25 protein-coding genes and 1 other RNA gene are annotated in these 23071 nt (G+C 52.1%); 15 read left to right on the forward strand and 11 right to left on the reverse strand.

The annotated features are described in order from the left end of the window. Positions 1-63: 63 nt before the first annotated feature. From hutH to uvsE, 4 genes are all read right to left on the reverse strand, one after another. Positions 64-1569: a histidine ammonia-lyase gene (gene hutH / locus HP435_RS11050; protein ID WP_122965676.1), complete on the reverse strand. Its 1506-nt coding sequence runs from the start codon at positions 1567-1569 to the stop codon at positions 64-66. A 327-nt stretch (positions 1570-1896) separates the two neighbouring features. Next, positions 1897-2505 (reverse strand): hypothetical protein, encoded by a 609-nt coding sequence (locus HP435_RS11055; protein ID WP_173599749.1) that lies wholly within the window; start codon positions 2503-2505, stop codon positions 1897-1899. A gap of 10 nt (positions 2506-2515) precedes the next feature. Next, positions 2516-2770, reverse strand: coding sequence for a hypothetical protein (locus HP435_RS11060; RefSeq protein WP_229049897.1), 255 nt, complete (start codon positions 2768-2770; stop codon positions 2516-2518). A 142-nt stretch (positions 2771-2912) separates the two neighbouring features. Further along, positions 2913-3845 carry a UV DNA damage repair endonuclease UvsE gene (gene uvsE / locus HP435_RS11065; protein ID WP_122965678.1) on the reverse strand — a complete coding sequence of 311 codons (933 nt, stop codon included), beginning with the start codon at positions 3843-3845 and terminating at the stop codon, positions 2913-2915. A 311-nt stretch (positions 3846-4156) separates the two neighbouring features. Between uvsE and HP435_RS11070 the strand changes: the two genes are divergently transcribed. From HP435_RS11070 to HP435_RS11105, 8 genes are all read left to right on the forward strand, one after another. Continuing rightward, entirely contained in the window at positions 4157-4294 is a 138-nt protein-coding gene (locus tag HP435_RS11070; RefSeq protein ID WP_167470353.1) for a hypothetical protein, read from the forward strand. 22 nt (positions 4295-4316) lie between these two features. After that, complete coding sequence (locus HP435_RS11075) at positions 4317-5846, forward strand: amino acid permease (RefSeq protein ID WP_122965679.1); 1530 nt, start codon at positions 4317-4319, stop codon at positions 5844-5846. A gap of 160 nt (positions 5847-6006) precedes the next feature. Next, a complete protein-coding gene (locus HP435_RS11080) occupies positions 6007-6492 on the forward strand; it encodes a hypothetical protein (protein ID WP_173595602.1) in 486 nt (161 codons plus the stop codon). Between the two features lie 270 nt (positions 6493-6762). Continuing rightward, positions 6763-7938: an amidohydrolase gene (locus HP435_RS11085; RefSeq protein ID WP_122965680.1), complete on the forward strand. Its 1176-nt coding sequence runs from the start codon at positions 6763-6765 to the stop codon at positions 7936-7938. Between the two features lie 34 nt (positions 7939-7972). Next, on the forward strand, positions 7973-8803 hold the full coding sequence (locus HP435_RS11090) for a DUF3100 domain-containing protein (protein ID WP_122965681.1): 831 nt from the start codon (positions 7973-7975) through the stop codon (positions 8801-8803). Continuing rightward, entirely contained in the window at positions 8800-9237 is a 438-nt protein-coding gene (locus HP435_RS11095; protein WP_122965682.1) for a hypothetical protein, read from the forward strand. The genes HP435_RS11090 and HP435_RS11095 overlap by 4 nt, the downstream gene beginning before the upstream one ends. A gap of 162 nt (positions 9238-9399) precedes the next feature. Next, on the forward strand, positions 9400-10191 hold the full coding sequence (locus tag HP435_RS11100) for an ABC transporter ATP-binding protein (protein WP_122965683.1): 792 nt from the start codon (positions 9400-9402) through the stop codon (positions 10189-10191). A 97-nt stretch (positions 10192-10288) separates the two neighbouring features. Beyond that, positions 10289-10978, forward strand: coding sequence for an MBL fold metallo-hydrolase (locus tag HP435_RS11105; RefSeq protein ID WP_122965684.1), 690 nt, complete (start codon positions 10289-10291; stop codon positions 10976-10978). Positions 10979-11063: 85 nt separating this feature from the next. On the opposite strand, the gene HP435_RS11110 is transcribed toward HP435_RS11105, so the two are convergent. The 3 genes from HP435_RS11110 to HP435_RS11120 form a co-directional block, all read right to left on the reverse strand. Then, a complete protein-coding gene (locus HP435_RS11110) occupies positions 11064-11684 on the reverse strand; it encodes a peptidylprolyl isomerase (RefSeq protein WP_173599748.1) in 621 nt (206 codons plus the stop codon). A gap of 202 nt (positions 11685-11886) precedes the next feature. Further along, on the reverse strand, positions 11887-12573 hold the full coding sequence (locus tag HP435_RS11115; RefSeq protein WP_173595605.1) for a tetratricopeptide repeat protein: 687 nt from the start codon (positions 12571-12573) through the stop codon (positions 11887-11889). A gap of 80 nt (positions 12574-12653) precedes the next feature. Further along, positions 12654-14606: a beta-propeller domain-containing protein gene (locus HP435_RS11120; protein ID WP_173599747.1), complete on the reverse strand. Its 1953-nt coding sequence runs from the start codon at positions 14604-14606 to the stop codon at positions 12654-12656. A 186-nt stretch (positions 14607-14792) separates the two neighbouring features. Between HP435_RS11120 and HP435_RS11125 the strand changes: the two genes are divergently transcribed. From HP435_RS11125 to HP435_RS11135, 3 genes are all read left to right on the forward strand, one after another. Beyond that, positions 14793-16328, forward strand: a complete 1536-nt coding sequence (locus tag HP435_RS11125) for a fumarate hydratase (RefSeq protein ID WP_173599746.1) — start codon at positions 14793-14795, stop codon at positions 16326-16328. A 264-nt stretch (positions 16329-16592) separates the two neighbouring features. After that, positions 16593-16970 carry a LysM peptidoglycan-binding domain-containing protein gene (locus HP435_RS11130; protein WP_122965689.1) on the forward strand — a complete coding sequence of 126 codons (378 nt, stop codon included), beginning with the start codon at positions 16593-16595 and terminating at the stop codon, positions 16968-16970. 120 nt (positions 16971-17090) lie between these two features. Beyond that, complete coding sequence (locus HP435_RS11135; protein WP_063227780.1) at positions 17091-17282, forward strand: hypothetical protein; 192 nt, start codon at positions 17091-17093, stop codon at positions 17280-17282. Between the two features lie 235 nt (positions 17283-17517). Here HP435_RS11135 and HP435_RS11140 read toward each other — a convergent pair whose 3' ends face one another. Continuing rightward, positions 17518-17772: an alpha/beta-type small acid-soluble spore protein gene (locus HP435_RS11140; RefSeq protein WP_122965691.1), complete on the reverse strand. Its 255-nt coding sequence runs from the start codon at positions 17770-17772 to the stop codon at positions 17518-17520. 31 nt (positions 17773-17803) lie between these two features. After that, positions 17804-18919 carry a radical SAM/CxCxxxxC motif protein YfkAB gene (gene yfkAB / locus HP435_RS11145; RefSeq protein WP_173595609.1) on the reverse strand — a complete coding sequence of 372 codons (1116 nt, stop codon included), beginning with the start codon at positions 18917-18919 and terminating at the stop codon, positions 17804-17806. Positions 18920-18997: 78 nt separating this feature from the next. On the opposite strand from yfkAB, the gene HP435_RS11150 reads away from it, so the two are divergent. The 3 genes from HP435_RS11150 to HP435_RS11160 all read left to right on the forward strand — a co-directional run bounded on the left by HP435_RS11150 (position 18998) and on the right by HP435_RS11160 (position 21595). After that, entirely contained in the window at positions 18998-19678 is a 681-nt protein-coding gene (locus HP435_RS11150; protein WP_173595610.1) for a DUF1385 domain-containing protein, read from the forward strand. Positions 19679-19760: 82 nt separating this feature from the next. Beyond that, positions 19761-20306: a GNAT family N-acetyltransferase gene (locus tag HP435_RS11155; protein ID WP_173599745.1), complete on the forward strand. Its 546-nt coding sequence runs from the start codon at positions 19761-19763 to the stop codon at positions 20304-20306. Between the two features lie 108 nt (positions 20307-20414). Beyond that, a protein-coding gene (locus tag HP435_RS11160) for an IS3 family transposase (protein WP_173600263.1) occupies positions 20415-21595 on the forward strand; the annotation gives its coding sequence in 2 pieces (ribosomal slippage) (positions 20415-20712 and positions 20712-21595; 1182 coding nt in all). A gap of 58 nt (positions 21596-21653) precedes the next feature. Here HP435_RS11160 and HP435_RS11165 read toward each other — a convergent pair. Next, entirely contained in the window at positions 21654-22184 is a 531-nt protein-coding gene (locus tag HP435_RS11165) for a gamma carbonic anhydrase (RefSeq protein WP_122965695.1), read from the reverse strand. A 13-nt stretch (positions 22185-22197) separates the two neighbouring features. Beyond that, the gene (locus HP435_RS11170; protein WP_173600096.1) at positions 22198-22506 is read right to left on the reverse strand and encodes an iron-sulfur cluster biosynthesis family protein; all 309 of its coding nucleotides are present in this window, start codon (positions 22504-22506) and stop codon (positions 22198-22200) included. A gap of 134 nt (positions 22507-22640) precedes the next feature. Here HP435_RS11170 and rnpB point away from each other — a divergent pair. Further along, positions 22641-23029, forward strand: an RNA gene (gene rnpB / locus HP435_RS11175) — RNase P RNA component class B. Positions 23030-23071 lie beyond the last annotated feature (42 nt).

Raw genomic sequence — 23071 nt, forward strand, 5'->3', positions numbered from 1 at the left:
AAAAGCTCCTGTCTCCCGAAGCGGGTACAACAGTCAACGCTCAACAGTCGTGCCCCCTTTTGTTTACACGATCACGAGTGTCCCTTTTTTGATCAATTCTTCGGCCTTGACCAAGTCCGGGTGCATCTCGCGGTCTTCGTGGAGACGAGGGATGACGCGGCGCAGTTCCGCGTATGCCTTGCTTGTGCCTGCTCCCAGATCGCCTGTTCCGAAGTCGATCGCTTGCGCTGCGGCCAAGTATTCGATGGCAAGCACCTTTGTTACGTTGGAGATCACGGTGCGCAGCTTGCGGGCAGCGGTAGTGCCCATGCTGACGTGATCTTCCTGGTTGGCCGAGGATGGAATCGAATCGACAGACGCAGGGTGGCACAGCACCTTGTTTTCGGACACGATGGAAGCGGCTACATATTGGGTGATCATAAAGCCGGAATGGAGTCCGCCGTTTTCAGTCAAAAACCCGGGCAAACCGCTAAGCTGCGGGTTCACAAGCCGCTCTGTCCGACGCTCGGAAATGTTCGCCAGCTCTGCCATGGCGATGGCGAGAAAATCGGCAGCGAATGCCATCGGCTGACCATGGAAGTTCCCGCCAGAGATGACATCGCCTGTCTCGGTAAAAAGAATCGGGTTGTCGGTCACGCTGTTGCACTCCCGGCTCACCGTCGTCCAGACGTACTCCAGCGTGTCGCGTGTCGCGCCGTGAACTTGCGGGAGGCAGCGCAGGCTGTAAGGGTCCTGGACGCGCAGCTCGCCCTGCTGCGAGGTGCGCTGGCTGCCGGACAAGTGTGCGAGCAGTCGTCTGGCCGATTCCTGTTGTCCGGGATGAGGACGAACGAGGTGCAGCTGTGGATCGAATGCTTTCGGGATTCCGCGCAAAGCTTCAATCGTCATCGAAGCGATCAGCTCTGCGCTTTCCAGCACTACCCGGGAATCATACAGCGCCAGGCAGAGCTGCGCGGTCATGGCTTGCGTGCCGTTGATCAGCGCGAGTCCTTCTTTCGCTTGCAGGCGAATCGGGGCCAGACCGACTGCTTTGAGCGCTTCGCTACCGCTCATTTGTTGCCCGTTTACATAAGCTTCCCCTTTGCCGAGCATGACCAACACCATGTGGGCGAGCGGCGCCAGGTCACCGCTGGCGCCAAGCGAGCCTTGCTGCGGGATGACCGGATGCACGCCGCGGTTGCACAGCTCTACAAGCTGGAGCAGCGTTTCTTCGCGGATGCCGGAATAGCCTTTTGCCAGAGCGTTGATGCGCAGTGCCATCATGGCGCGGACGACTTCTACCGGATACGGGTCGCCCATGCCGCACGCATGGCTCATGATCAAGTTTTCCTGAAGCTTGCTGACATCTTCGCCTTGAATCATCACATCGGAAAATTTGCCGAAGCCGGTAGTAATTCCGTACACGACTTTTTGTTGCTGGACCATCTCTTCCACCATGGCCCGGGAACGGCGCACATTTTCCAGTGCTTCCGAAGTCAATTCGATGTGGACGAACTCTCTGGCGATCAAGGCGACATCTTCAATGCGCAGTTGATCCCCGTTCATTTGGATAAGTGTTGGCTGATTCATGGATAGTTTCCTCCTTTAACAGAGCAGAGAACGAAAAGAGCGAGGGGTTAGGATACTAATATCCTAACCCCTCGCTCCTGGGTTCTATATGTGATTGGATGAAACGTGTAAGCCTGCTCGGCGGCTGCATACGTCTGTCCTCACTTTCGCTCTACAACTGTCAGATAATTTTTGTTATTAGTATTATTGTAACGGAAGTGAGCGCGCAGTCAAGAGCAAGATTGTCACGGCGGCTTCCCCAGGATAGAAAAAACGGGCTCAATCCATTTTTGGAAACTGGGCGAGTGTCGTTTCTTGAGCGGGATAAATGTCATACCATGTACTGTGTTATTTCATCAGAAAGGACGTGTTCGTTTCCGTGGAAAAGCGACGTAAGATGCCGCCAGTGCCGCCATCTTCTCCAAGGCGTCCAAAAGAAATGCCAAAACCGCCTTCCTCGATGATGCCGATGCCATCGCCATCGTTGCCGTCACCGAATGTGCCATCACCAAACGTGCCATCGCCGTCCAAACCAAATCCGCCGCAAAGCTCGGAGAATCCACAGCACAACATTCCGGCACGCCCGATGCCACAACGGCCAATCATGCCTTCGCCTAACCAGAATATGCCGAACATACCGAAGCCTATGCCACCAAAAGCGATGCCGTCGAATCCGATCCCGCCAAAAGCGATGCCGCCGAATCCAATGCCGCCAAACCGGATGCCAGCGAACCCGATGCCGCCAAACCGGATGCCAGCGAACCCGATGCCGCCGAACCGGATGCCAGAAAACCGGATGCCGGCGAACCCGATGCCGCCAAACCGGATGCCAGCGAATCCGATGCCGCCGAATCGCAGACCAGCGAATCCGATGCCGCCGAATCGCAGACCAGCCAATCCAATGCCGCCGAACTCCATGATGCCAAATCGGCGTCCGCCCAATTCTTCGCCGAACATGCGCCCGCCATCAGCGGAAAATGCACGTCCCGGAACGGAAATCGAGCTTTATTTGTTCAAATTCCATTTCCATATGGACCGGATGCAATACTTCCGCCACAAATGTGAGCAATACCGCGATCATCGCAAAAAGTACAGCGAGTACCGCAAGTATTACAAACACCATCAGCGCAGAATGAAGCATTATCACGATCGTTGCCAGGTTTGGCATCATAGGGGCGGCAGCAGTTCTTTTGGACGTGGCAGCTCCTCGTCTCATGGACATAGAGGATCTTCTTCCGGACATGGATGCGGCTGCGGTTGCGGCTGCGATTAAGCAAAGCCAAAAGGACGCCTGTTTCACCAGGGGCGTCCTTTTGTTTGTTGTTTCGCACGGAAATGGAAAGAACAGGCGTACTTTCTGGCGATCAAGGAGCGGAAGCGAACGCCTCGACTTCCAGCCCGCGCTTTTTCAAATGATGACGGAGCGACAGCAGGGCATCATCTTTGTTTTTGCATTCCAAAACAATGTCGACATGGTAATCGGCAAGGGCGCTGACAAAAGCGATAAACTCGTCGGGGTCAATATTGTCGGCATGGGCGCGAAATTCTTTGGCTGATTTTGGCGAGGACATATGCATTTTCGGAGTGCGCTTTCCCCATGTCTGGATGATGCGCGGAAGGTACTCCTTCCAATCTTCTCCATCCGAATGGCATTGATGGTGATGCATGTCAAACACCATAGGCACTCCGATTCGCTCGCATAGCCCCAGCACATCGAGCATCGTAAAAGACGTATCGTCGTTCTCGACGACCAGCCTGCGCTTTACGTGCTCGGGAAGACGCTCGAAGTTGGCGGCAAATCGATCGAGCGAAGACGCTTTATCCTCGAATACGCCGCCGACATGGGTGACCAGCACCGAGTTGTCGTCAAGCCCGAGCAGGTCGAAAACTTTGGCATGATAGGAAAAATCAGCGATGGTCGCTTCTACGACAGATGGCTTCTCGCTGTTTAAAATGCTGAAGTGGCCGGGATGCGCCGTCATGCGGATGCCGTTGTTGCGAATAAACTCCCCGGTTTTTTGAAAATCCCAGGCAAACTCTTTGGCCCAATCCCATTCTGCCGCAACCGGGTGAGTGGCGAGCGGTACAAACTCGGAAGGGAGGCGGTACAAAAAAATGCGGTTGTCCACGTTGTAGGCGAGCAAATCCATCAGGTTAAAGAAATTCGTCTGCAAAACTTGGCGAAGCTTTTTCAACCGCGCCTGCGGCTCCAGCTTGTTGATTTGGGCGACGGTCGTTTTTTTGTTCGGATTGTTTTTGAGCTTCACGCTGATGCAGGCATAGCCCAAACGGATCAAGGAAATCACCCCTAGGATCGTCGTCTTTCTGTAGTATCTCCCAAAAGCAGTCCCAAGGTCGGGATGAAAACTTCCCAGTGAAGGGAAACGAACCATGCAAGCAATCCCCCAAAGAAATATGTATGTGAGCAAAAGCAGACAGTGACTTGTTTCCGTCTGCTTTTTATGGAGAAAAAAACTTGGACGAGCCGTTAAACGGTCAGGTCGTCAAACATGTCCGCGATCAAGCCGATAGGTCTAGCTGTCAAACTGGCACGTAAAATGTACTGATCCTGTCATTTGTTATGAGTAGGAAGGGAGGTGACGAAGACATGCTGGTACTGGGCATCATCCTGATTTTGCTGACGGTTGCCGTTGCCATTGCCATTGGCTACAGGGCGAATGAAAGCGTGCGGAAATTTGACGAAAACGAGCATGAAAGCTTTATCGGTTCCAGGACTAATTCGTGACAGGGGGAAGGAGGGAGGCAATATGCAGCAGGATAAAGAACATCAGTTGCTTGAGGATAAAAAAGACTTGAACAAGTTCGGCTATGCCCAGGAGCTGCTGCGGGATATGGGCGGATTTTCGAACTTTGCGATTTCTTTTTCGATCATTTCGATTTTGACAGGGGCTGTTTCTTTATACGGGCACGGGCTGTTGTACGGCGGGCCAGGCATGATGGGGTTTGGCTGGACGATCGTCGCCTTGTTTGTCATCCTCATCGCGGCTTCGATGTCAGAGCTGGCATCCGCGATTCCCACAGCAGGGGCGCTGTATCACTGGGCGGCTATTTTGGGCAGCAAACGCTGGGGCTGGTACACCGCCTGGATCAACCTGATCGGACAAATCGGAATCGTAGCGGGAATCGACTATTCTTTTTCCTTGTTTGCCGATCCGCTGTTAGCCAGCGCGTTTGGCTATACTTCGACCGAGACGACCACCTTGATCTTGTTTGGCATCACTTTGCTTTTACACGGCATTTTCAATCATATTGGCATACGGCTTGTAGCGAGATTGAACGATTTTTCCGCCTGGTATCATATTGGCGTTGTCGTTGTGCTTGTAGGCAGTCTTGTGTTTTTCTCGCGCAATGAGTTGCAGCCGCTCGACTATTTGTTTCAGGTCGGACAAACGTTTTCCGACAAACCGTACGCCATCGCATTCCTGATCGGACTGTTGCAGGCGCAGTGGACGTTCACGGGCTATGATGCTTCTGCCCATACGATCGAAGAAACGATCAACCCAAGGGTTCGCGCCGCTTGGGGCATTTTCACTTCTGTGGCCTTTTCCTTTATTTTTGGCTTTATTATGCTTGCTTTTGTCACGCTGTCCATTCACGATGCAGCAGCTGCCAGCGCCGCGGACAATGCCTTTATTTACGTGATCAGCGCCGCGCTGGGTGGAACGTTCGGTTCCGTTGTACTGTGGCTGGTCACCTTTGCGATGTGGTTTTGCGGCCTTGCTTCGATCACCTCCTTTTCCCGCATGCTGTACGCTTTTTCCCGGGATAAAGGCATGCCGTGGAGCAGACAGTGGGCCGAAATCTCCAGGAAATACAGAACGCCTGCAAAAGCGATCTGGCTGGTGGTCATCCTCTCGTTTGCCCTTGCCCTGTTTGACTACATTTTGAAGCGGATCAACCCTGATGCCGAATACACGACATTGGCTTTTCTCACCGCAGTAAGCGTGGTCGGACTGTATGTCGCTTACGGTATTCCGCTCTATCTCAAGCTGCGTGCCGAGTCGCGAGGGGTGTTCCAGCGAAAGCATTTTGGCCCGTGGAACCTCGGCAACTGGAGCAAGCCAATCAACGTGCTCAGCTTGCTCTGGATCGTGTTTATTTCGATCATGATGGTGATTCCTCCGAACCAGACAGCAGCGTATGCGCTGATCGCCATGTTTGTCGTCCTGATCATTATGGATCTCGCTTACTACCGCAAACATTTTGCGGGTCCGCAGGCGGCGCTCTCGACTTCGGCAGAGGAAATCAAACGCCAGGAAGCGAAATTCCGCGAGTAACTCGCATCAATTCCAATGGAAAATCGTTACGAATATCAGCAAGCCCCCGCTCATGTGCGAGCTGCGGGGCTTTTTTGCATTCATCAGCGCTCATAACGGACGCACACGGGAGAAAAGCTAGTTGTATCCCGGCAAAATGAATGAAAAGGAGCAGCAGATCATGCAAAAAATGAAAAGCGCGATAGCGACTGTGACGGGGATCGTCATTTTGGCCCAACTGTCGGTACCAGCAGCAGCGTGGCAAGGCATGGAGATGGGGAAGCGAGCCATTCATACGATGATCAAGCAGGCTTCGGAGAAAGTGCACAACCGCTATGAAGCCGCTGGCATTACCGATCCGGTTGCCTTTGAAGCCTTTTTCCGAAAGCTGCAGGAGGCAGTACAGGCGGGAGATAAGCGCCAAGTAGCCAAAAAAGTACACTTCCCGCTGCGGATCAACAAAGACGGGAGTAGCCGCTACATCAGGGATGAGCAGCAATTTTTGGCGGAGTACGACCAGATTTTTAGCGATAAAGTCAAAAAAGCGTTGCTCGCGCAAAACGTCCAGGAGACGTTCGTCAACGCGGAGGGCGTGATGGTCGGCAACGGCGAGTTGTGGCTGGGGCAAATCGGCGGGAAATACGTGCTGTTTGCTGTCAATGAATAAACGGAAGGAGGAGGGCTTTTTTGCGGAAAAGCCCTAAAGTTTCATCAAAAAAATTTTATTGAACATTGTGTATATTTTACGTGGACATTATAGATAGAAAATTCTAAAATAACTAATAAATAGACAAGGATTGAGGTGGATTCGACAAAGAATGTCCGCTCGGAATGGACATTTGTAATTTTAGTTAATACGTGGTAAGATTCACGAAAAGCTGATTTGTTTAATTAAACTTAACTGAACATGAACGTAGAGAGAAAAGGAGTGGTTACAGTGAGTTTGGATACAAAACGATTGGCGGACGAGCTGGCAGAACAGGTTGTTGCGTGGCGCAGACATCTCCACCAACATCCGGAATTGTCATTCGAAGAAGAGCAGACGTCTCAATACGTCTATGAAACGTTGCAATCTTTCGGAAATTTGGAACTGTCGCGTCCGACAAAGACGAGCGTGGTTGCCCGTTTGATTGGTTCCCAGCCAGGGCCAGTGCTCGGGATGCGCGCCGATATGGACGCCTTGCCGATTCATGAGGAAAACGCAGTGCCTTACGCTTCCGGCAAAGCTGGCGTCATGCACGCATGCGGACACGATGGGCATACGGCCATGCTGCTTGGAGCGGCCAAAATATTGTCGCAATACAAAGACAAAATCAAAGGAGAAGTGCGCTTCTTCTTCCAGCACGCAGAGGAACTGCCGCCGGGTGGTGCCGTGGAGATCGTCCGGGCTGGAGCAGCGGACGGACTGGATTCCATCATCGGCATCCACCTGGCCTCGTACATGCCAGTAGGAAAATTCGGTGTGCTGTACGGAGCGCTTACCTCTTCCACAGACCGGTTTGATATCAAAATCCAGGGCAAGGGCGGGCACTCCTCGCAGCCAGAGTCGGCGATCGACCCGGTTGTCATCGGCGCTCAGGTGATTACGGCCCTGCAACAAATCGTGTCCCGCAATGTCAGCGCGTTGGACAAGGTGGTCCTGTCCGTCACGATGCTGAATGCAGGCACAGCGTACAACATCATCCCGGATTCGATGACGCTGACTGGCTCAACCCGTTGCTTCGACGCCAAGATTCGCGAAAATCTCCCGGTATGGATCGAGCGGATCGTCAAAGGAACGACGGAAGCGCACGGAGCCAGCTACGAATTTTCGTTCTCCCACGGCTACACATCGGTCGTCAACGACCAGCAAGTGACCAAGCTGATGGAAGACACGATTCGCGAGAGATGGGGCGAGGAAGACATTATTTACATCGATCCGCTGATGCCGGGCGAAGACTTCTCCGAATACTTGAAAAAAGCGCCAGGCTGCTTCATTCAACTGGGAGCCGGCAATCCGGAAAAAGGCTTTGTTTACCCGCACCATCATCCACGCTTTGATTTCGATGAAGATGCACTTGCTCGAGGTGTAGAGTTGTTTGTTCGGGCCGCACAAAAAGTAGTCATGGAATAACAGACAGGAACGAGACCGAACAGGGGGAAACATTATGACTGAGGGACGCGTGAATGTGTTCAAGCTGCATTTCTTGGTGCTTATACTGGTTGCTTTGACAGAGTTTATCGGCACGAAAAAAATTAACATCGGTATCGGGGTAATCGCTTTGTTTCCAATGCTGTACGCACTTGTTTTGGGCGGTGTGATCAGTTGGCCTTCATTTAAATTTTTGAAAGAAAAAGACATGAATGTCGCTGCGAATATTTTGGGAGTTTCGTTCTTGCTCTTCGTATGCAAGCTGGGTGCGAATATTGGGCCGGAGCTGCCAAAGCTGTGGGGAGCGGGTGTATCTCTGCTCGTGCAGGAGGTAGGGCACATCGTCGGAACGATCATTTTGGGCTTGCCGGTAGCGCTCTTGCTCGGACTCAAGCGTGAATCGATCGGGGCCACTTATTCGCTCGACCGCGAGCCGAACCTGGCCATTGTTGTGGACAAGTTTGGCGCGAGTTCTCCTGAAGCGCGCGGCGCATTGGGCGTCTACATTTGCGGTACGCTGTTCGGCGCGATTTTCATGTCGCTTTTGGCAAGCATTTTGGGAAGCAGCGGACTGTTCCATCCGATTTCCCTCGCGATGGGCGCGGCAGTTGGCTCAGGCAGCATGATGGCCGCAGCGACAGGATCACTGGCTGTTATTTTCCCGGAAGCACAGCAAGACATCGCCTTTTACTCAGGTGCGGCCAACCTGATGATGAGCATCATCGGCACGTATGTATGTATCTTCGTGTCGTTGCCGCTGACTCAGCGCCTGTACGCATGGCTTGAACCGATTATTGGGCGTAAAAACGCTTCTGCGGAAACAGAAGGGGGGCAAAGAAGCGCATGAACCAAGTCCTGACGATTCTCATCATTGGTGCCATCACACTTGTCGGAAACTGGATCGGCTACAAGGTTCCCATCCTGGAATCCTTGCCAGGCATTGCGCTTTTGGCGGTCATTACCTTGATCGGGATGGGCTTCACGAAAATATTGCCGTTCAAATCTCCAGTCATCGTCTGGATTTCCTTGTTTGCCATGATTGCCACTTCGCCTTTTTTCCCAGGAAGCGCGTATACGGCTGCGGCGATTGCCAAAATCAATTTGCTGGCTCTCGCTACCCCGATTCTCGCCTATGCAGGTTTGTCGCTGGGCAAAGACATCCATCTGTTCAAGCAACTGAGCTGGCGGATCGTCGTCGTGTCCCTCGTTGTTTTCACTGGTACGTTCCTGTTCGCAACCTTGTTCGCAGAGATCGTATTCAAAATTCAAGGCAAGTTTTAACGCACAAAGCATGACCGAAAACCTTCGTGGCACATAGCGCGAAGGTTTTTTCGTCTCTACCCGGGGTGTACAAAAGAATTGATCGATCAGGATTAGACAGGTATACTCTTAATAATCAGAAAGATTACGGCATACGACAAAAAGAGAGAGTGGAGGCAGCACATGATCATTGACGTAAATCAGGTCACCTGGCAGCGGGACGACACAACGATCTTGAAAAACATTGATTGGCAAGTGCAAGAAAACGAACATTGGTGTCTTGTCGGCTTGAACGGTTCCGGCAAGACAAGCTTGTTGAAAATCATCTGCGGGTACACATGGCCGACGAAAGGACAAGTAAGCGTTCTCGGCGATTTGTACGGGACGGTTGATTTGCGTGAGGTGCGAAAATCGATTGGCTGGGTAAGCACGGCCTTGATCGCGCAGCTCCACGAACACGAAACGGCTTTTCGCGTGATTTTGAGCGGGCGGGAAGCGACGATTGGCTTGTACTCTGTTCCGAGTGAGGCAGATGTGCAAAAAGCGCAAGAGCTGCTGGAGACGTTTGGCTGCGCCGAGCTGAAGGACAGGCCGTTCGGTGCGCTGTCCCAGGGCGAGCGGCAAAAGATTTTGATTTCGCGGGCACTGATGGCATCTCCGCGTCTCTTGATTCTGGATGAGCCATGTACGGGGCTTGATTTGCTCTCCAGAGAGCAGCTTTTGTCGATGATTGAGCAGATTGCCAAACAGCCGGAGGGACCGACGCTTTTGTACGTCACCCATCACATCGAGGAGATTTTGCCGTGCTTTACTCACACGCTGCTGTTGAAATCAGGTGAGGTAGAGCGGGCTGGACGAACCGATGAGGTATTGACAGCCGAAGGGTTGACCCGCTTTTTCGGCGTTCCTGTCAACATCGCCCGTTCCCAGGGACGCTCCTGGGTCAGCCTGGGAGAAGAGGCATCTGTGCGTTAGCAGTCCATCATTTGGCAAGGATCGGCAATGTCGTGTATCATTGTGTATAATAATATCAATAGGAATAAAAAACTGGGAGGAGAGGAGAGATGGAAGCATGAACAACGCGATTGCGCCAATCACAGACTCCACCTGGGCGATCATCACTTATGAGGACGCATGGAACAGCTACGTGAACAGTTATGTGATCAAACAAGGTGACTCGTTTGTACTGATTGACTCCCATCAGCGAAAGCAACGGGCGTATTTTCAACAGGCATTGGAGGGAATTGGCGCCAAGCCTGAGCGGATTGACTACGTGTACTTTACGCATCGACACGCTGACCATATCGGGAATGCCGACATGTTCCCGTCTCGCAACAACTGGATTCATCTGGACGATTACTACGAACTGGACGATTTTTCGCAGACGCTGTTCGGACACACCTTCACGGGGAGCGGAGGAGATTTGCCGTCCTTGCGATTTCGTCAGCTGGCCTTTCATACGGAAGGCTCTGTCGCTTTTTTTGACCCGCAGAGCAAAATTTGCTTTGTCGGCGATCATATTTGCTTTGAGAAAACCGAGCTGGGCGAAGTGATCGGGAAGGAAAGCGAATGCCGGGCCGCATATAGGCAGCAGCTCAAAACATGGGCAGGGGAAGAACCGGATCGCGTTCCTGAATATGTAGAAAGTCTCGAAGCCTTGCTGGATTGGCCGATTGAATTTTTGGCGACCGGACACGGCCCGATTTTGCAAGGGGAGATTGCGGATTACTTGCACGAGCTGATTGGGGTGCTCCGCACGTAATGGTCGGAAGCGAAGACGTGCAAAAAGACTTGTGAAGCCAGGAGGCGACACAAGTCTTTTTGCTATCCCGATTGGCGTATGGGAACTATTCTTGCTCCGGTTCGATCAGGACAGGGTCGGAAATTTGCACATTGTATTTTTTCTTGAGTTGAGTGATCCACTCGTCGACGTTTTTGCGCTTGTTCCGCTCTTGCAGCTTCTCGGCAATCTCTGGACGGGCTTCTTCCAGCGATTTTCCGAGTTTTTCCTTGTTTTTCTCGTAGTATTCCTTGATTTGCTCGTCTGTCACCGGATACGCTTTTTCAAGCAGCTTGTCGCGCAGCAAAATCATTTTGATACGTTCGCGCAGCTCTTTTTCGTTCGTAAAGTTTTTTTCCTTCAAGTATTGTTGGAATTTTTCCGGCGTTTTCAGCTTGTCCTTGATCGGATTGACTTTTGCGTCAACCTCCTGCTCGGATACGGTAATGCCTTGTGCGGCGCCTTCCTGTCGGCACAGCTCGATGGCGACCAGATCGGACATGACACTTGCGCCGGACTCTTTTTTCATCTGCTCGTACAGTTCGTGTTGCGAGATGGAGACGTCGCCGATCTTGGCTACTGCATTTGTATCGAGTGCAGCGGAATCTTTTGCTTGGGACACTCCGATGACTGCCAGCCCGGTCAGGAGCACGGCTACAGTCAGGATGGAAACATCAAACTTTTTCATAAAGAAACCTCTCTTTCTGGCGTACCTATGTGAAAATAGTATAGAGCAGCGATGCGGGGGAAAAATGGAACGACTTTTTACGAGAATCCCACATTTGCCTGCCAACCATGCCTAGAGCTTGGGGCGAAAAGGCGGCAATAGAAAACCGCACACCTGAATCATGTGCGGTGTTTGGTAAAATTCATGCAACGGCAAGGAGTGTTTAGCTGACGTGGGTCGATGCCTTTTGCCACTCTTCCAGGCGTTTTTCCAGCTCGGAACGGTTGAAGTGCAAGGAGCTGGCCGATTTGTCCAGCAGCTGGCGAAGATAGGTCAAAGCGTGTTCGTAATTCCCTTTGGCCGCCTCGATTTCAGCCAGGCAAAACAGCTTCCATTCCTTGGCGGAGCGCTTGCTGGCGATCAACTGGTACGCTTCCAGCGCGCTTTCGATTTCGCCCAGTCTGGCGTGCGAGCAGGCGATGAGCGCCAAAGAATCGGTCATTCCCTGGTCGCGCTGGTAAATGCGGAAAGCCACTTCGAGCGATTCGTTGTATCGGCCGGAAGAGTAGTACACGACCGCCAAATTGTAGAACAAGTAGTGAATCATCGCTTGGTTGAACAAAGAAGGGCGTTCCTTGCACACATTGATGCCGGAAACAATATATTTTTCAGCCAGTTCGTAATTGCCAATCATAATTTCATGAGTCGATTTATCCAGCATGGCTACTGCACGCGAACGGTTTTTTCGGTAGGAAGCCTCCAACCAGCTAAGCCGAACATCCAAACGGCGTTTGTACAAATTCGCCATATATTGAAAACGGAAGGGCCAGTGCAGGCGAATGAACATGACCAACAGCACGGCTGCCAAACCCGCCAGTGTCGAGGTCAAATTAAGACTCAAATACTCCACGTAGTGACACCCTCTCTTTTTGCGCTGCCTCTATTACCCCATCTTAGCACAGAACCTGTCCGGGTGACAGACCATTCCCTTTATTTCGTCAGAGTGAGTGTCCGCCCTGCTTTTGACCCGTCAAGCTGCTGGGTTTTGAGGATGTCGTCCGAGACGGTGTACAGCGTGCGGTCAATCGTCAGGATGCGTTTGATGTTTTTGCTGTTTTCGTACCAGCCTTCTCCAGCTTTGTTCAAATCTTCTTGGCTCAGGTGCGTGATCTTGTCGGTCAACGTGAAGCCTTTGGCCAAATCGAGATGATAGACGTAGGCGCCCTGGAAGGTGAAGTGGCCGTAATCGCGTATGTCCGGGCTTTGCTTTTGCTCCTCCGTTAATTCAAAGACAGTGACAGGGAAAGCGAGCAGTTCCTTTTCTTTGGAGAAAAGCAGCGCCTTGTGATTGTACAGAAGCTCGGAATCGGTGCCTCGGTCGCCAATCACGGTTTTGAACTTTTCTTTTGGCTTGCTGACGTCGCTGACATCGAACAGCGCGATTTTCATCCCTTGGTAATAGGCTCTGTCCTTGTCAGATTCGGCTTCCTTGCCAAACCCGATAATGTGATTCTCGTCGTACGGGTGCAAGTAGTCGCTGTAGCCGGGAATTTTTAGCGCTCCCAAAATGCGGGGTGCTGCGGGCTTCGACAAATCAAGTACAAACAGCGGGTCTACGTTTCTGAAAGTGACCATGTAGGCGCGCTTGCCCATGAACCGGACCGAGTAGATTCGTTCGGTAGGCGCGACGCCTTCCAGCTTGCCGTGCAGATCGAGCTTGCTGTCGAGGACGTAGACGTTGTTTTGCGAAGTGTTTTCATCGGTGCGCCAAATGTTCCCGCTCGTCGTCGCGAGCCGGAAATAGCCGTCGTACTCATCCATGGAAAACTGGTTGAGGATGCGCCCCGGCACGCTGCCTTTTGCTGCGTAGGTCACTTGGCCGTTGTTCATGCCAAAGCGATAGATGGTCGTGTCGGTTTGCATGGGCGGCGGAGCGAAGCTAGGGGCGATTGACTCTCCTTGCTTCATTTTCGTCGGCAACACTTTTTGTTCGGTCACGGCAACATACAGACTCGTTGGCGAGGCGTAAATGTTCTCGCCTGCCCCCAAATAGGCGGACAGCGACATTTTTTGCTTCGGATCGTCGAGATTGACGCCTGCGACCATCAAGTAACTCGGCTGCACGTTTTCGGGAAAATAGCGGATGTCGTCATACGGGACTGTCAGGAACTTGTCGCCCGAGGCGCTGTCGCGATAGGCAGGGCCGGGCAGTTCATTGTTTTCCTGCAAAATCCGGTACGTGTCGATGTAGCGGTTCGCTGTCAGGTACAAGCTGCCGCCGATTTTGCGGGAAGACAAATACTGGCCTTCCACATCCAGCTGCCGGATCAGGCGAGGATGCGCTTTGTCCGCAATGTCGTAGACAAACGCTTTGACCAGTTGATTGTTTTGATAGTACGGAATGCCGCGCTTGGAAGCAGGGAGGGGGGCCATTTCGACGGTTTCATTCGCCTGGCCGATCACGATCAGCCTGCGGTCGTCGACGAACATTTCCAGCGGGGTGAACAAACCGTTTTCGTAGCCGATTCTGCTCACGACATGCATCTCGGTTGCAGGGTAAGCCTTGACGATTCGCACTTCCCGGTTCGTCGACTGGTACAGGTAGGTTCCGTCGGTTTTGACGATGTCGGCTTCATCTACGCCTTGTACCTGCGTGTTCGTCGTCGAAAAATCGCGGGATGCACCTGCTGCTGCATTGTCCGCAACCGCTTTCGACATCGGGGCTGCTGTTGGCATGCTTAAAGCCGATTCTGCGATGGCGTAGTTGTACTCCGTTGCTTTGAGCAGCTTTTTCAATTGCCCGTAGCTGCCGACGAGTGGCAATCCGTCTTTTTCTGCGGCCGCAGTCACTGTCGGCTCGTGGAGCGTGCCTGCCGGGAACAAGAGCGGCATGGCGCAAAGCACGATGACTGTCGCGAGCAGCCCGGCTGCTTTTCTCTTCATTTTCAATCCCCCGTTTCTCTATCTGGTCAGGATGTGGATTCAGTAGTAAGACGTGGCAAAAGGCAAGAACGTTTCACGGATGATGAAGTCTTTGCCCAGCGGTGTACGGACAGGGGGGAGAGCGTGTGCTATAATAATAGGCGGTTTAAGCTACCATTCACACTTACGTCAAAAGGGGCGTCTTAGATGGAAAACTTGAAGCAAAGCATTCTGGAACTGATCACGGATACTTCTACGAACTTGCCGCCAGACGTGCGTCGCGCCGTCAATGCTGCCAAGGTAAAAGAAGATCTCGGAACACGGGCAGCACTGTCTTTGTCCACCATCGCGCAAAACGTCGTCATGGCAGAAGAAAATGTTTCTCCGATCTGCCAAGATACGGGAATGCCGACATTTGAAGTGAAAACTCCGATTGGCGTTAACCAGCTCACGATCAAAAAAGCGATCAAGGAAGCGATTGTAGAGGCGACCAAAACAGGCAAGCTGCGTCCGAACTCCGTTGATTCTTTGACAGGGGCAAACAGCGGCGACAACCTGGGGCCAGGTACGCCTGTCATTCACTTCGAGCAATGGGAAGAGGATGAAGTTGAAATCAAGCTGATCTTGAAAGGCGGCGGCTGTGAGAACAAGAACATCCAATATTCCCTCCCCTGTGAGCTGGAAGGTCTGGGCAAAGCAGGCCGCAACCTGGATGGCGTGCGCAAGTGCATCCTGCATGCTGTTTACCAAGCCCAAGGCCAAGGCTGTAGCGCCGGCTTCATCGGCGTAGGGATCGGTGGCGATCGCACCTCCGGCTATGCGCTGGCGAAGCATCAACTGTTCCGTTCTGTGGACGATGTCAATCCAAACCCGGATTTGGCTGCCCTGGAAAACTACATTATGGAAACAGCCAATCAACTGGGCATCGGTACGATGGGCTTCGGCGGAAACTCCACTTTGCTCGGCTGTAAGGTGGGCGTGGAAAATCGCCTGCCAGCAAGCTTTTTCGTTTCCGTCGCCTACAACTGCTGGGCATTCCGCCGTCAAGGGGTTCGTCTGCATGCAGAAACAGGCGAAATTTTGCGCTATCTGTACAAGGATGAAGCTGTGGCAATGGATTTGGCTCCGACCGCAGCTGCGAGCGAAGCGGCTGAAGAGCGCCGCGAGGTTGTGCTCCAGGCGCCGATTTCCGAGGAACAAATCCGCAGCCTGAAAGTGGGCGACGTGGTCATCATCAACGGGGAAATGCACACAGGCCGCGATGCTTTGCACAGCTACCTGATGGACCATGACTGTCCGGTCGACCTCAATGGGGGCATTATTTACCATTGCGGTCCGGTAATGCTGAAAGACGAAGCAGGCGAGTGGCATGTAAAAGCGGCTGGACCGACAACCTCCATCCGCGAGGAGCCATACCAGGGTGACATTATCAAGAAATTCGGAATCCGCGCTGTTATCGGAAAAGGCGGAATGGGCGCAAAAACGTTGAAAGCGTTGAATGAGCATGGCGCTGTGTACCTGAATGCCATCGGCGGTGCCGCGCAATATTATGCGGAGTGCCTGGAAAAAGTCGAAGGCGTGGACTTCATGGAATTTGGAATCCCGGAAGCGATGTGGCACTTGCGCGTAAAAGGCTTCGCCGCGATTGTCACGATGGATTCGCACGGAAACAGCCTGCACGCAGATGTCGAGCAATCGTCTCTGGAAAAATTGGCGCAATTTGCCGAACCGGTATTTAAATAAGAATAACGAGATAGCCAAAAAAGCCTCTGGCGCCGCATTGTGCGCTGGGGGCGTTTTGCTTTTTTGCCGTGACTGTACGCACGCTGTACGCCGAGCTTTTGGCTCTGGCTGCCTTTAGCCTTTGCCGTGTTTTTTCGAGCCTGTCACGGCGAATATACTGGGTGAATGACCATTTTCGCAAAGATAGGTATTGGTTTATTTCCGTTGCTTGCGGGCGGGCATAGGTTAGTAACGAACAAAGAAACGATAGGAGGAGTGAGATTCGTGAACTACACAGTTCGTGCGGGAGATACATTGAACAGTATCGCGGCCCGCTTTGGCGTGCCGGTACAGGAATTGATCCGAGTGAATAACATTGCCTATCCGTACTACATTTACGTGGGTCAAAACTTGTACATCCCCGTCAGTACAACACCTGCCCCCACAAGCGATGTCGAGCGGAGACTGACTCGCGTGGAAAACCGGGTGGACGCGTTGCGCGACGATTATACCAAGCTCGACGATCGGGTAGATCGCCTGGAGACGCGCATGAACCGCCTGGAAGCCCGTGTAACCCGTCTGGAGCGAATTGTCCCGGCACCTCCGCCGACACCAACCGTCAGACCGACACCAAGACCAACTGCGACCCCGCGTCCGCGTTGATTGAACAAATAGCCCGGCTATCCTTTCTTTGCAAGGGGCAAAGAAAATTCCCGCTTCGCCATTTCCTCTTGGCCCCGATCTGCATAAGGTGGTACTAGAGGATTACGAGGAGGTGCGGCCATGCTAGGGTTTTTCAACGGTAAAAACGTCAGACACCATTTCATGGGCGTCTATGGGAAAGTGGTGCAAATTCGGGAGCTGGTAGAAGTGATCGACCAAGTGTTCGATTCCTTCCACAAAGTGAACAGCATCAGCAAGACGATGCTCGGGCCCCGGAAGCCGAGTGCGAAAAAACTCGACAAACTCAGATGACGACCAGCTATGAAGCTGGACAGCAAAAAAACCGCCTCCAATCTCGGGGCGGTTTTTTTTGTAAACAAGTATTCAGCGAGGCTTTTGCACGGAGTGTTTTTCTCCGGGATGCTCCTGATCCTCATCAGCCAGTCTGCCAGTCTGCTTTTGCTTTTGGGCAAGGCGCGGCTAATCGAAAAAAAGAACCCCGCCGCTTGATTTCATCAAAAGGCAGGGTTCCCAAAGCGTGAGACTGTTATGATTTTGGATTCATCGCTTGCGCAGCCATCCGCACCATTTCTTTGACCATGCTGCCGCCCAGTCTGCCGCCGATCCGGCCTGCATCGTGCGAAGTGAGCTGGCCGTTGTATCCGCGCTGCAAAGGGACGTGAAGCTCGGATGCCACTTCGTACTTGGCCTGGTTCGGGTCAGCGACATGGGCGACTCGTGCTTTCAACGCATCCAGCCCTTCTTGGGCACCCGGGACGAGAGGACGTTTTCGTCTGCTCATGGATCATCACCTCTCGTCTTAGCGTGCCCAACTAGACGAGTGCCTTGCGCATCGTGAAATTCGTCTCCGGGTAGTAAGTGTTGGCAACGAGCAGGTTTGGCCCCGCGCATTTGGCCGCTGGACAGAAGCAGTTGATTTTCTGGTTCATGGAATGTCCCTGCCAAGTATCAAACATGCGTTGCAGCTCGTCTTTTTGAATATTGCCGAGCGGTTCCACGTCTCCGAAGTCTGTCACGATCACGTCGCCCGTAAAAATGTTGATATTCAAGCGATTCCGACCATCCGGATCGTTGCGGGTCGTGACATTTTTCGCCGTACGGAGCCGCTGGATCAACGCCCTGTCTGCTTCGTCCGCACTGCAAGCGAAAAACGGCAGCGTGCCGAACAGCATCCACAAATCTTCGTTACGGACATCGAGCATCCGGTGAATGGCCTGGCGCAGCTCATCGAGAGAAAGCACGTCGAGATCGCGGGCAAAATCACTCGCGTACATCGGGTGCACTTCGTGTCTGCGGCTGCCCATTTCCTGGATTTGCCGATGGAGCGTCTCCAGCTTGGGCCAGGTGCGATGATTGAGCATCGTCTCCGCCGAGACAAACACGCCTGCCTCCGCGAGCTTGCGCGCGTTGTCCATCATCCGCTCAAACTGCACTTCTGCCTGTTTGCCTGAAACCGGCTGCCTGGCTTTTGCGTAAACAATATCATGAAACTCCTCCGGGGTAGACCAGTTCCAGGAAATATGCATGACATCTATGTAAGGCAAAACCAGTTCGTAGCGGGAAAAGGGCATGGACATGTTGGAGTTGATCTGGGTCCGCAGCCCGCGATCCGCGGCGTAGCGCAGGATGGGCTGGATGACTTCCTTGACAGTTCGTTCGCTGTACATCGGTTCTCCGCCTGTTATACTTAGCGTAAGCAAATCTTTGGCTTCGTCCAGGCGACGAAGGATGAGATCGACAGGCAGAGCGGGATCGTCTTTATATCGCAATGTATCGCCAACCGCACAATGCTCGCAGCGGAGATTGCACAGATTCGTTACAGTAAACTCGACGCTGGTCAATTTATAGGCGGGGGGTGTCGCATTAAACAACGGCTCCCATGGATCGTGTATCGGTGTTAGTGGTGTTGTTGGAACCATGCGGATCAATTGTGGAAACCTCCTTCATTCTGCGTACAACTCAACCTATTATAACGACATTAGAGCGGAAGGAGAATAGCTAACGACATGATTATGGGGATGTCTTTTGGGCGCGGTGTGCTTTTTCACGATCGCAATGTGCTGGCTTGTGCGGAAGTAAAAGACGGCGTTATCCACATGTGGGCGGAAAAAATCACACTCAAAACGATTGGAAAGCTATGGTATCGTATTTTTTTCTCCTTTCCCTGGTATTATCAGCTTTTTCACCTGCTTCTCGCCTGCTATGTAGTGGCGGCTCTGGTGCATCCGGCCTGGGCAGTCGTAGACCCGATGTGGGCGGCTGTCTATATCGGCGGCTTTCACTTTGTTTTTCCAAAAATGATGAAAAAGTTTCACGGTGCAGAACATAAAGTATTCAGCTATTCCGGCAGAAAATCGCTGGCCGCCTTGCCGCAAATTGCCAAGGCTGACATCGTCAATGACGGTTGCTCGACTAATCTGGTCGTCTGGTTTTTCGTTGGCTTTCTGCTCTCTGTCTGGTTTTTGCCGATGGAGTGGAGCATCGTCTGCGGCGTCGGCGGACTTTTGGTAGGAATGTTCGGAGATCGCTACGTGCGCAAATATTGCGGAGTTGTTTACAAGCTCTCGGCCTTTTTCCAAAAGCATTTTACGACGAAAGAACCGGATCGGCTGCATCTGGAGACGGCTATTCGCTCCTACATGCTGTTTGAGCACATACGCGATATGGAACGGCAGCACTCGGCATGAGAAGGAAAGAGAAGTGAGAAGCAGCAAGCCTCCTGGGCAAAGGGGGCTTTTTGGGTCACGACAACGAAGGAGGCAGAGGGATATGAAAATAGCACCGCGAGATTTTGCTGGAAAAGGACTCGCTTATACGCTTCGTTCGGCCCAAGAGGAAGACGCGAGCGAGCTGGTAGCCGTACGACTGCAAATCGATGGGGAAACGGAAAATATGGACAGAGAAAAAGGCGAGGGGTTTCTGGATGAAGCTGCCTTTCGCGAATTGATCCGGGCTGACTCGGAAAGTGAGCGCAATCTGTTCCTGGTCGCGGTGGCGAACGGTCGCATCGTTGCCTTTTCGCGCTGTCAAGGAAGCTCGCTCAAGCGACTGGCGCACCGGGTTGAATTTGGCGTAGGCGTTTTGCAGGAATATTGGGGATACGGCATCGGGAAGCAGCTGCTTCAAGAATCGATCGCCTGGGCAGATGAACATGGCGTGAAAAAAATGACGCTGCAAGTTCTGGAGACGAATGAAAAGGCGATTGAGCTGTATCAACGGCTTGGCTTTGAGACAGAGGGCGTGCTGAAACAGGACAAGCTGTTATCAGACGGCAACTATTACAGCACGATCGTGATGGGGCGATTTGCAAAATAAAAAAGGTCGAGGGCATACGCATTGTTGGTATTATCCCCTCGTGGTTGACAATGAAAAAAGTCTGTCTGATAAGATAGGCTTACCATTGTTGACCGGAGGGGATTTTTCGTGCCTGAAGCAAGACGTAGCAATAAAAGGTATACGGATGAATTTAAAGCTGAAGCAGTTAAATTGTACGTGGAGGACGGATGGAGCCCGTATCGGATTGCAGCACAGTTAGGAGTACGTAGCAAAACTCAAGTTCAGGAATGGATAAAGAAGCATCAACAGAAAGAACGAGGAGAGTTGAAAGAGGACCAACGAGGAAAGACAGCTTGGCGAAAAGGAAGAACAAAAACTAAATTTTCGAGCATCGAGGAAGAATTAGCTTACATCAAAGCGGAGAACGATTATCTAAAAAAGCGGTATCCAAATCTACACGGGGAGTGACACTGAAAGCAGCACGTTTTTCCATCATAGATGAGCTTCGCTCCATTCATCCACTTTCTTGGCTGTTACAACTAGCACAGGTATCCCGTGCGGGATACTATAAGTGGCGTATATCTCGGGCGAATTCACAAAAACGCACCGAGTCAGAACAACACGTGAAAGAACACATGATGGCCATCCATCGGCTTCATCCTTATTATGGCTATCTGCGTATGACAACTGCTCTTCGTAAAGAAGGCATGCATGTAAACCATAAACGGGTTTACCGATTGATGAAAGAACTAAACATACGCTCATTGATCCGTAAAAAAAGGCGGTTCTTTGGCAAGCAGGCATCGGTTGTCCAGCCAAATCGTTTAGAACGTGATTTCCATGCTGACACCCCTAAAACAAAGTTAGTAACAGACATTACTTATCTGTCTGTAGGCGAGAAATATTATTATCTTTCTGCTGTTCAGGATTTGTTTAACAATGAGATTGTAGCCTGGCAGATCTCACACCGCAATGATCTGGCGTTGGTTATGCAAACTTTAGAACAACTTCCCTTAACTAAGCTTAAAGGAACGATTCTGCACTCCGATCAGGGCTTCCAATATACCGGAAAAGTATACAATCAGAAACTCGAGCAGTATGGTCTGTTAGGCAGCCATTCTAGAAGAGGAAACTGCTTAGATAATGCCTGCATCGAGTCGTTCTTTTCCCATCTAAAAACGGAAAAAATCTATCTGCACCCACCGACAAGTCAAGAAGAACTTCTGCAAGCTATCGCTGAGTACATTTCCTATTACAACTATGATCGTTTTCAGAAAAAATTTAGCGACCGCTCTCCGATTGAATACCGGAAAGCAGTCGCTGCATAAACAGACTTTTCATTGTTGTCTACTTGACGGGGTTATGACCAGTCCTCGACCTTTCGCTTTATCTCTCCAGCGGGTTTTCTTCCAGCTGGCGGTACGTTTTTCCTTTGTCCACATAGGACTGGCGAATGCGCACCAGTTCCTTGAAGTCGGCTTCTGTCAGCTCGCGCTTTACTTTCGCGGGATTGCCGACGACGAGCGTGCGCGGTGGCACTTTCATTCCCGGAGGAACGAGCGCTCCGGCGGCGACCATCGCCTCTTCGCCGATTTCGGCCCGGTCCAAAATGATCGCTCCCATCCCGATTAACGCGCCGCGGCGCACCACGCAGCTGTGCAGGACGGCATTGTGCCCGACGGTGACTTCATCTTCGAGGATCAGCGGATTGTTCGGGCTTTGGTGCAAGGTGCTGTTGTCCTGCACGCTCACCCGTTTGCCGATCACGGTTGGCGCGATGTCACCGCGAATTACGGTGTTGTACCAAATGGAAGAGTCTTCGCCAATCTCAACGTCGCCTGTTACGACAGAGCCTTTGGCCAGAAAAACGCTGGGATGAATGTTAGGCTTGATGTTTTCAAAGGGAAGCAGTAGCATAAAAACCTCCTGGTCAGTGAGTAAGCGTGCAGCTGTTTTCTTGCGGACGGGGATGATGAATCGAGAATCGCCCCGTGACAGGGTCGCAGTCAATGACGGTGCCGATCAGCTTGTCCACATCTTGCGGTTGATAGAAGAAGCGGATGCTGTTGATTTCCTCAATCTGGTCGCGCTTGTCCGCTTCGGTAATGGCAATGCTGTAGGTGAAGCTGCCGCATCCGGTCGTGGTTGGAACAAGCTTGATTCCGAGCTTGTCTGCGTCGTGTTCTTCCGCAATCATCAGGACAAGGCGCGCTGCCGCCTGCGAGGTAATGTTTATCACAATCAACCCTCCTTGTAGCCTCTCTATTGTACTACAGGTTTGCGATTGGATCGAATGCGAACATTCCAGCTTCTGTTAGTTGACCGCAAACGGCGCATGTGATAGAGTATGTAGTACTGATTCGTGAATGCGGGAAATGTGGGTAGTCGCTGCCGCAATCGCTTAGGCGGTTGGCGGTAGAGGAAAGTCCAGGCTCGCCCAAGCTGAGATGCTTGGAGTGTTCGTACCTGGCGCAAGCCAGGGCAGTGAGGCGCAAGCTTTGCTGACGGCGTGGAAAGGGCTCTCTCTGAGGCCCGAGTACGCTGAAAGTGCCACAGAAACGTAGCTTTTCTGGCGACAGAAAAGATGGAACGCGGTAAACCCTGCGAGCGAGAAACCCAAATTTGGTAGGGGAACCGTCCTGAAGGAACCAAACGGAAGGGACGGATGGTATCTTTGGATGCCATAGATAGATGGCTACCGCTCTTGGTGCGAGGGCTTGGCCCGTTTGAAGCACGGGAGAGACAGAACCTGGCTTACAGCATTTCCTGCTGGATATGATTGGAATACCGGGAGGCGCCAAGCT

This window comes from Brevibacillus sp. HD3.3A (assembly GCF_013284375.2).
Classification (GTDB): domain Bacteria; phylum Bacillota; class Bacilli; order Brevibacillales; family Brevibacillaceae; genus Brevibacillus; species Brevibacillus parabrevis.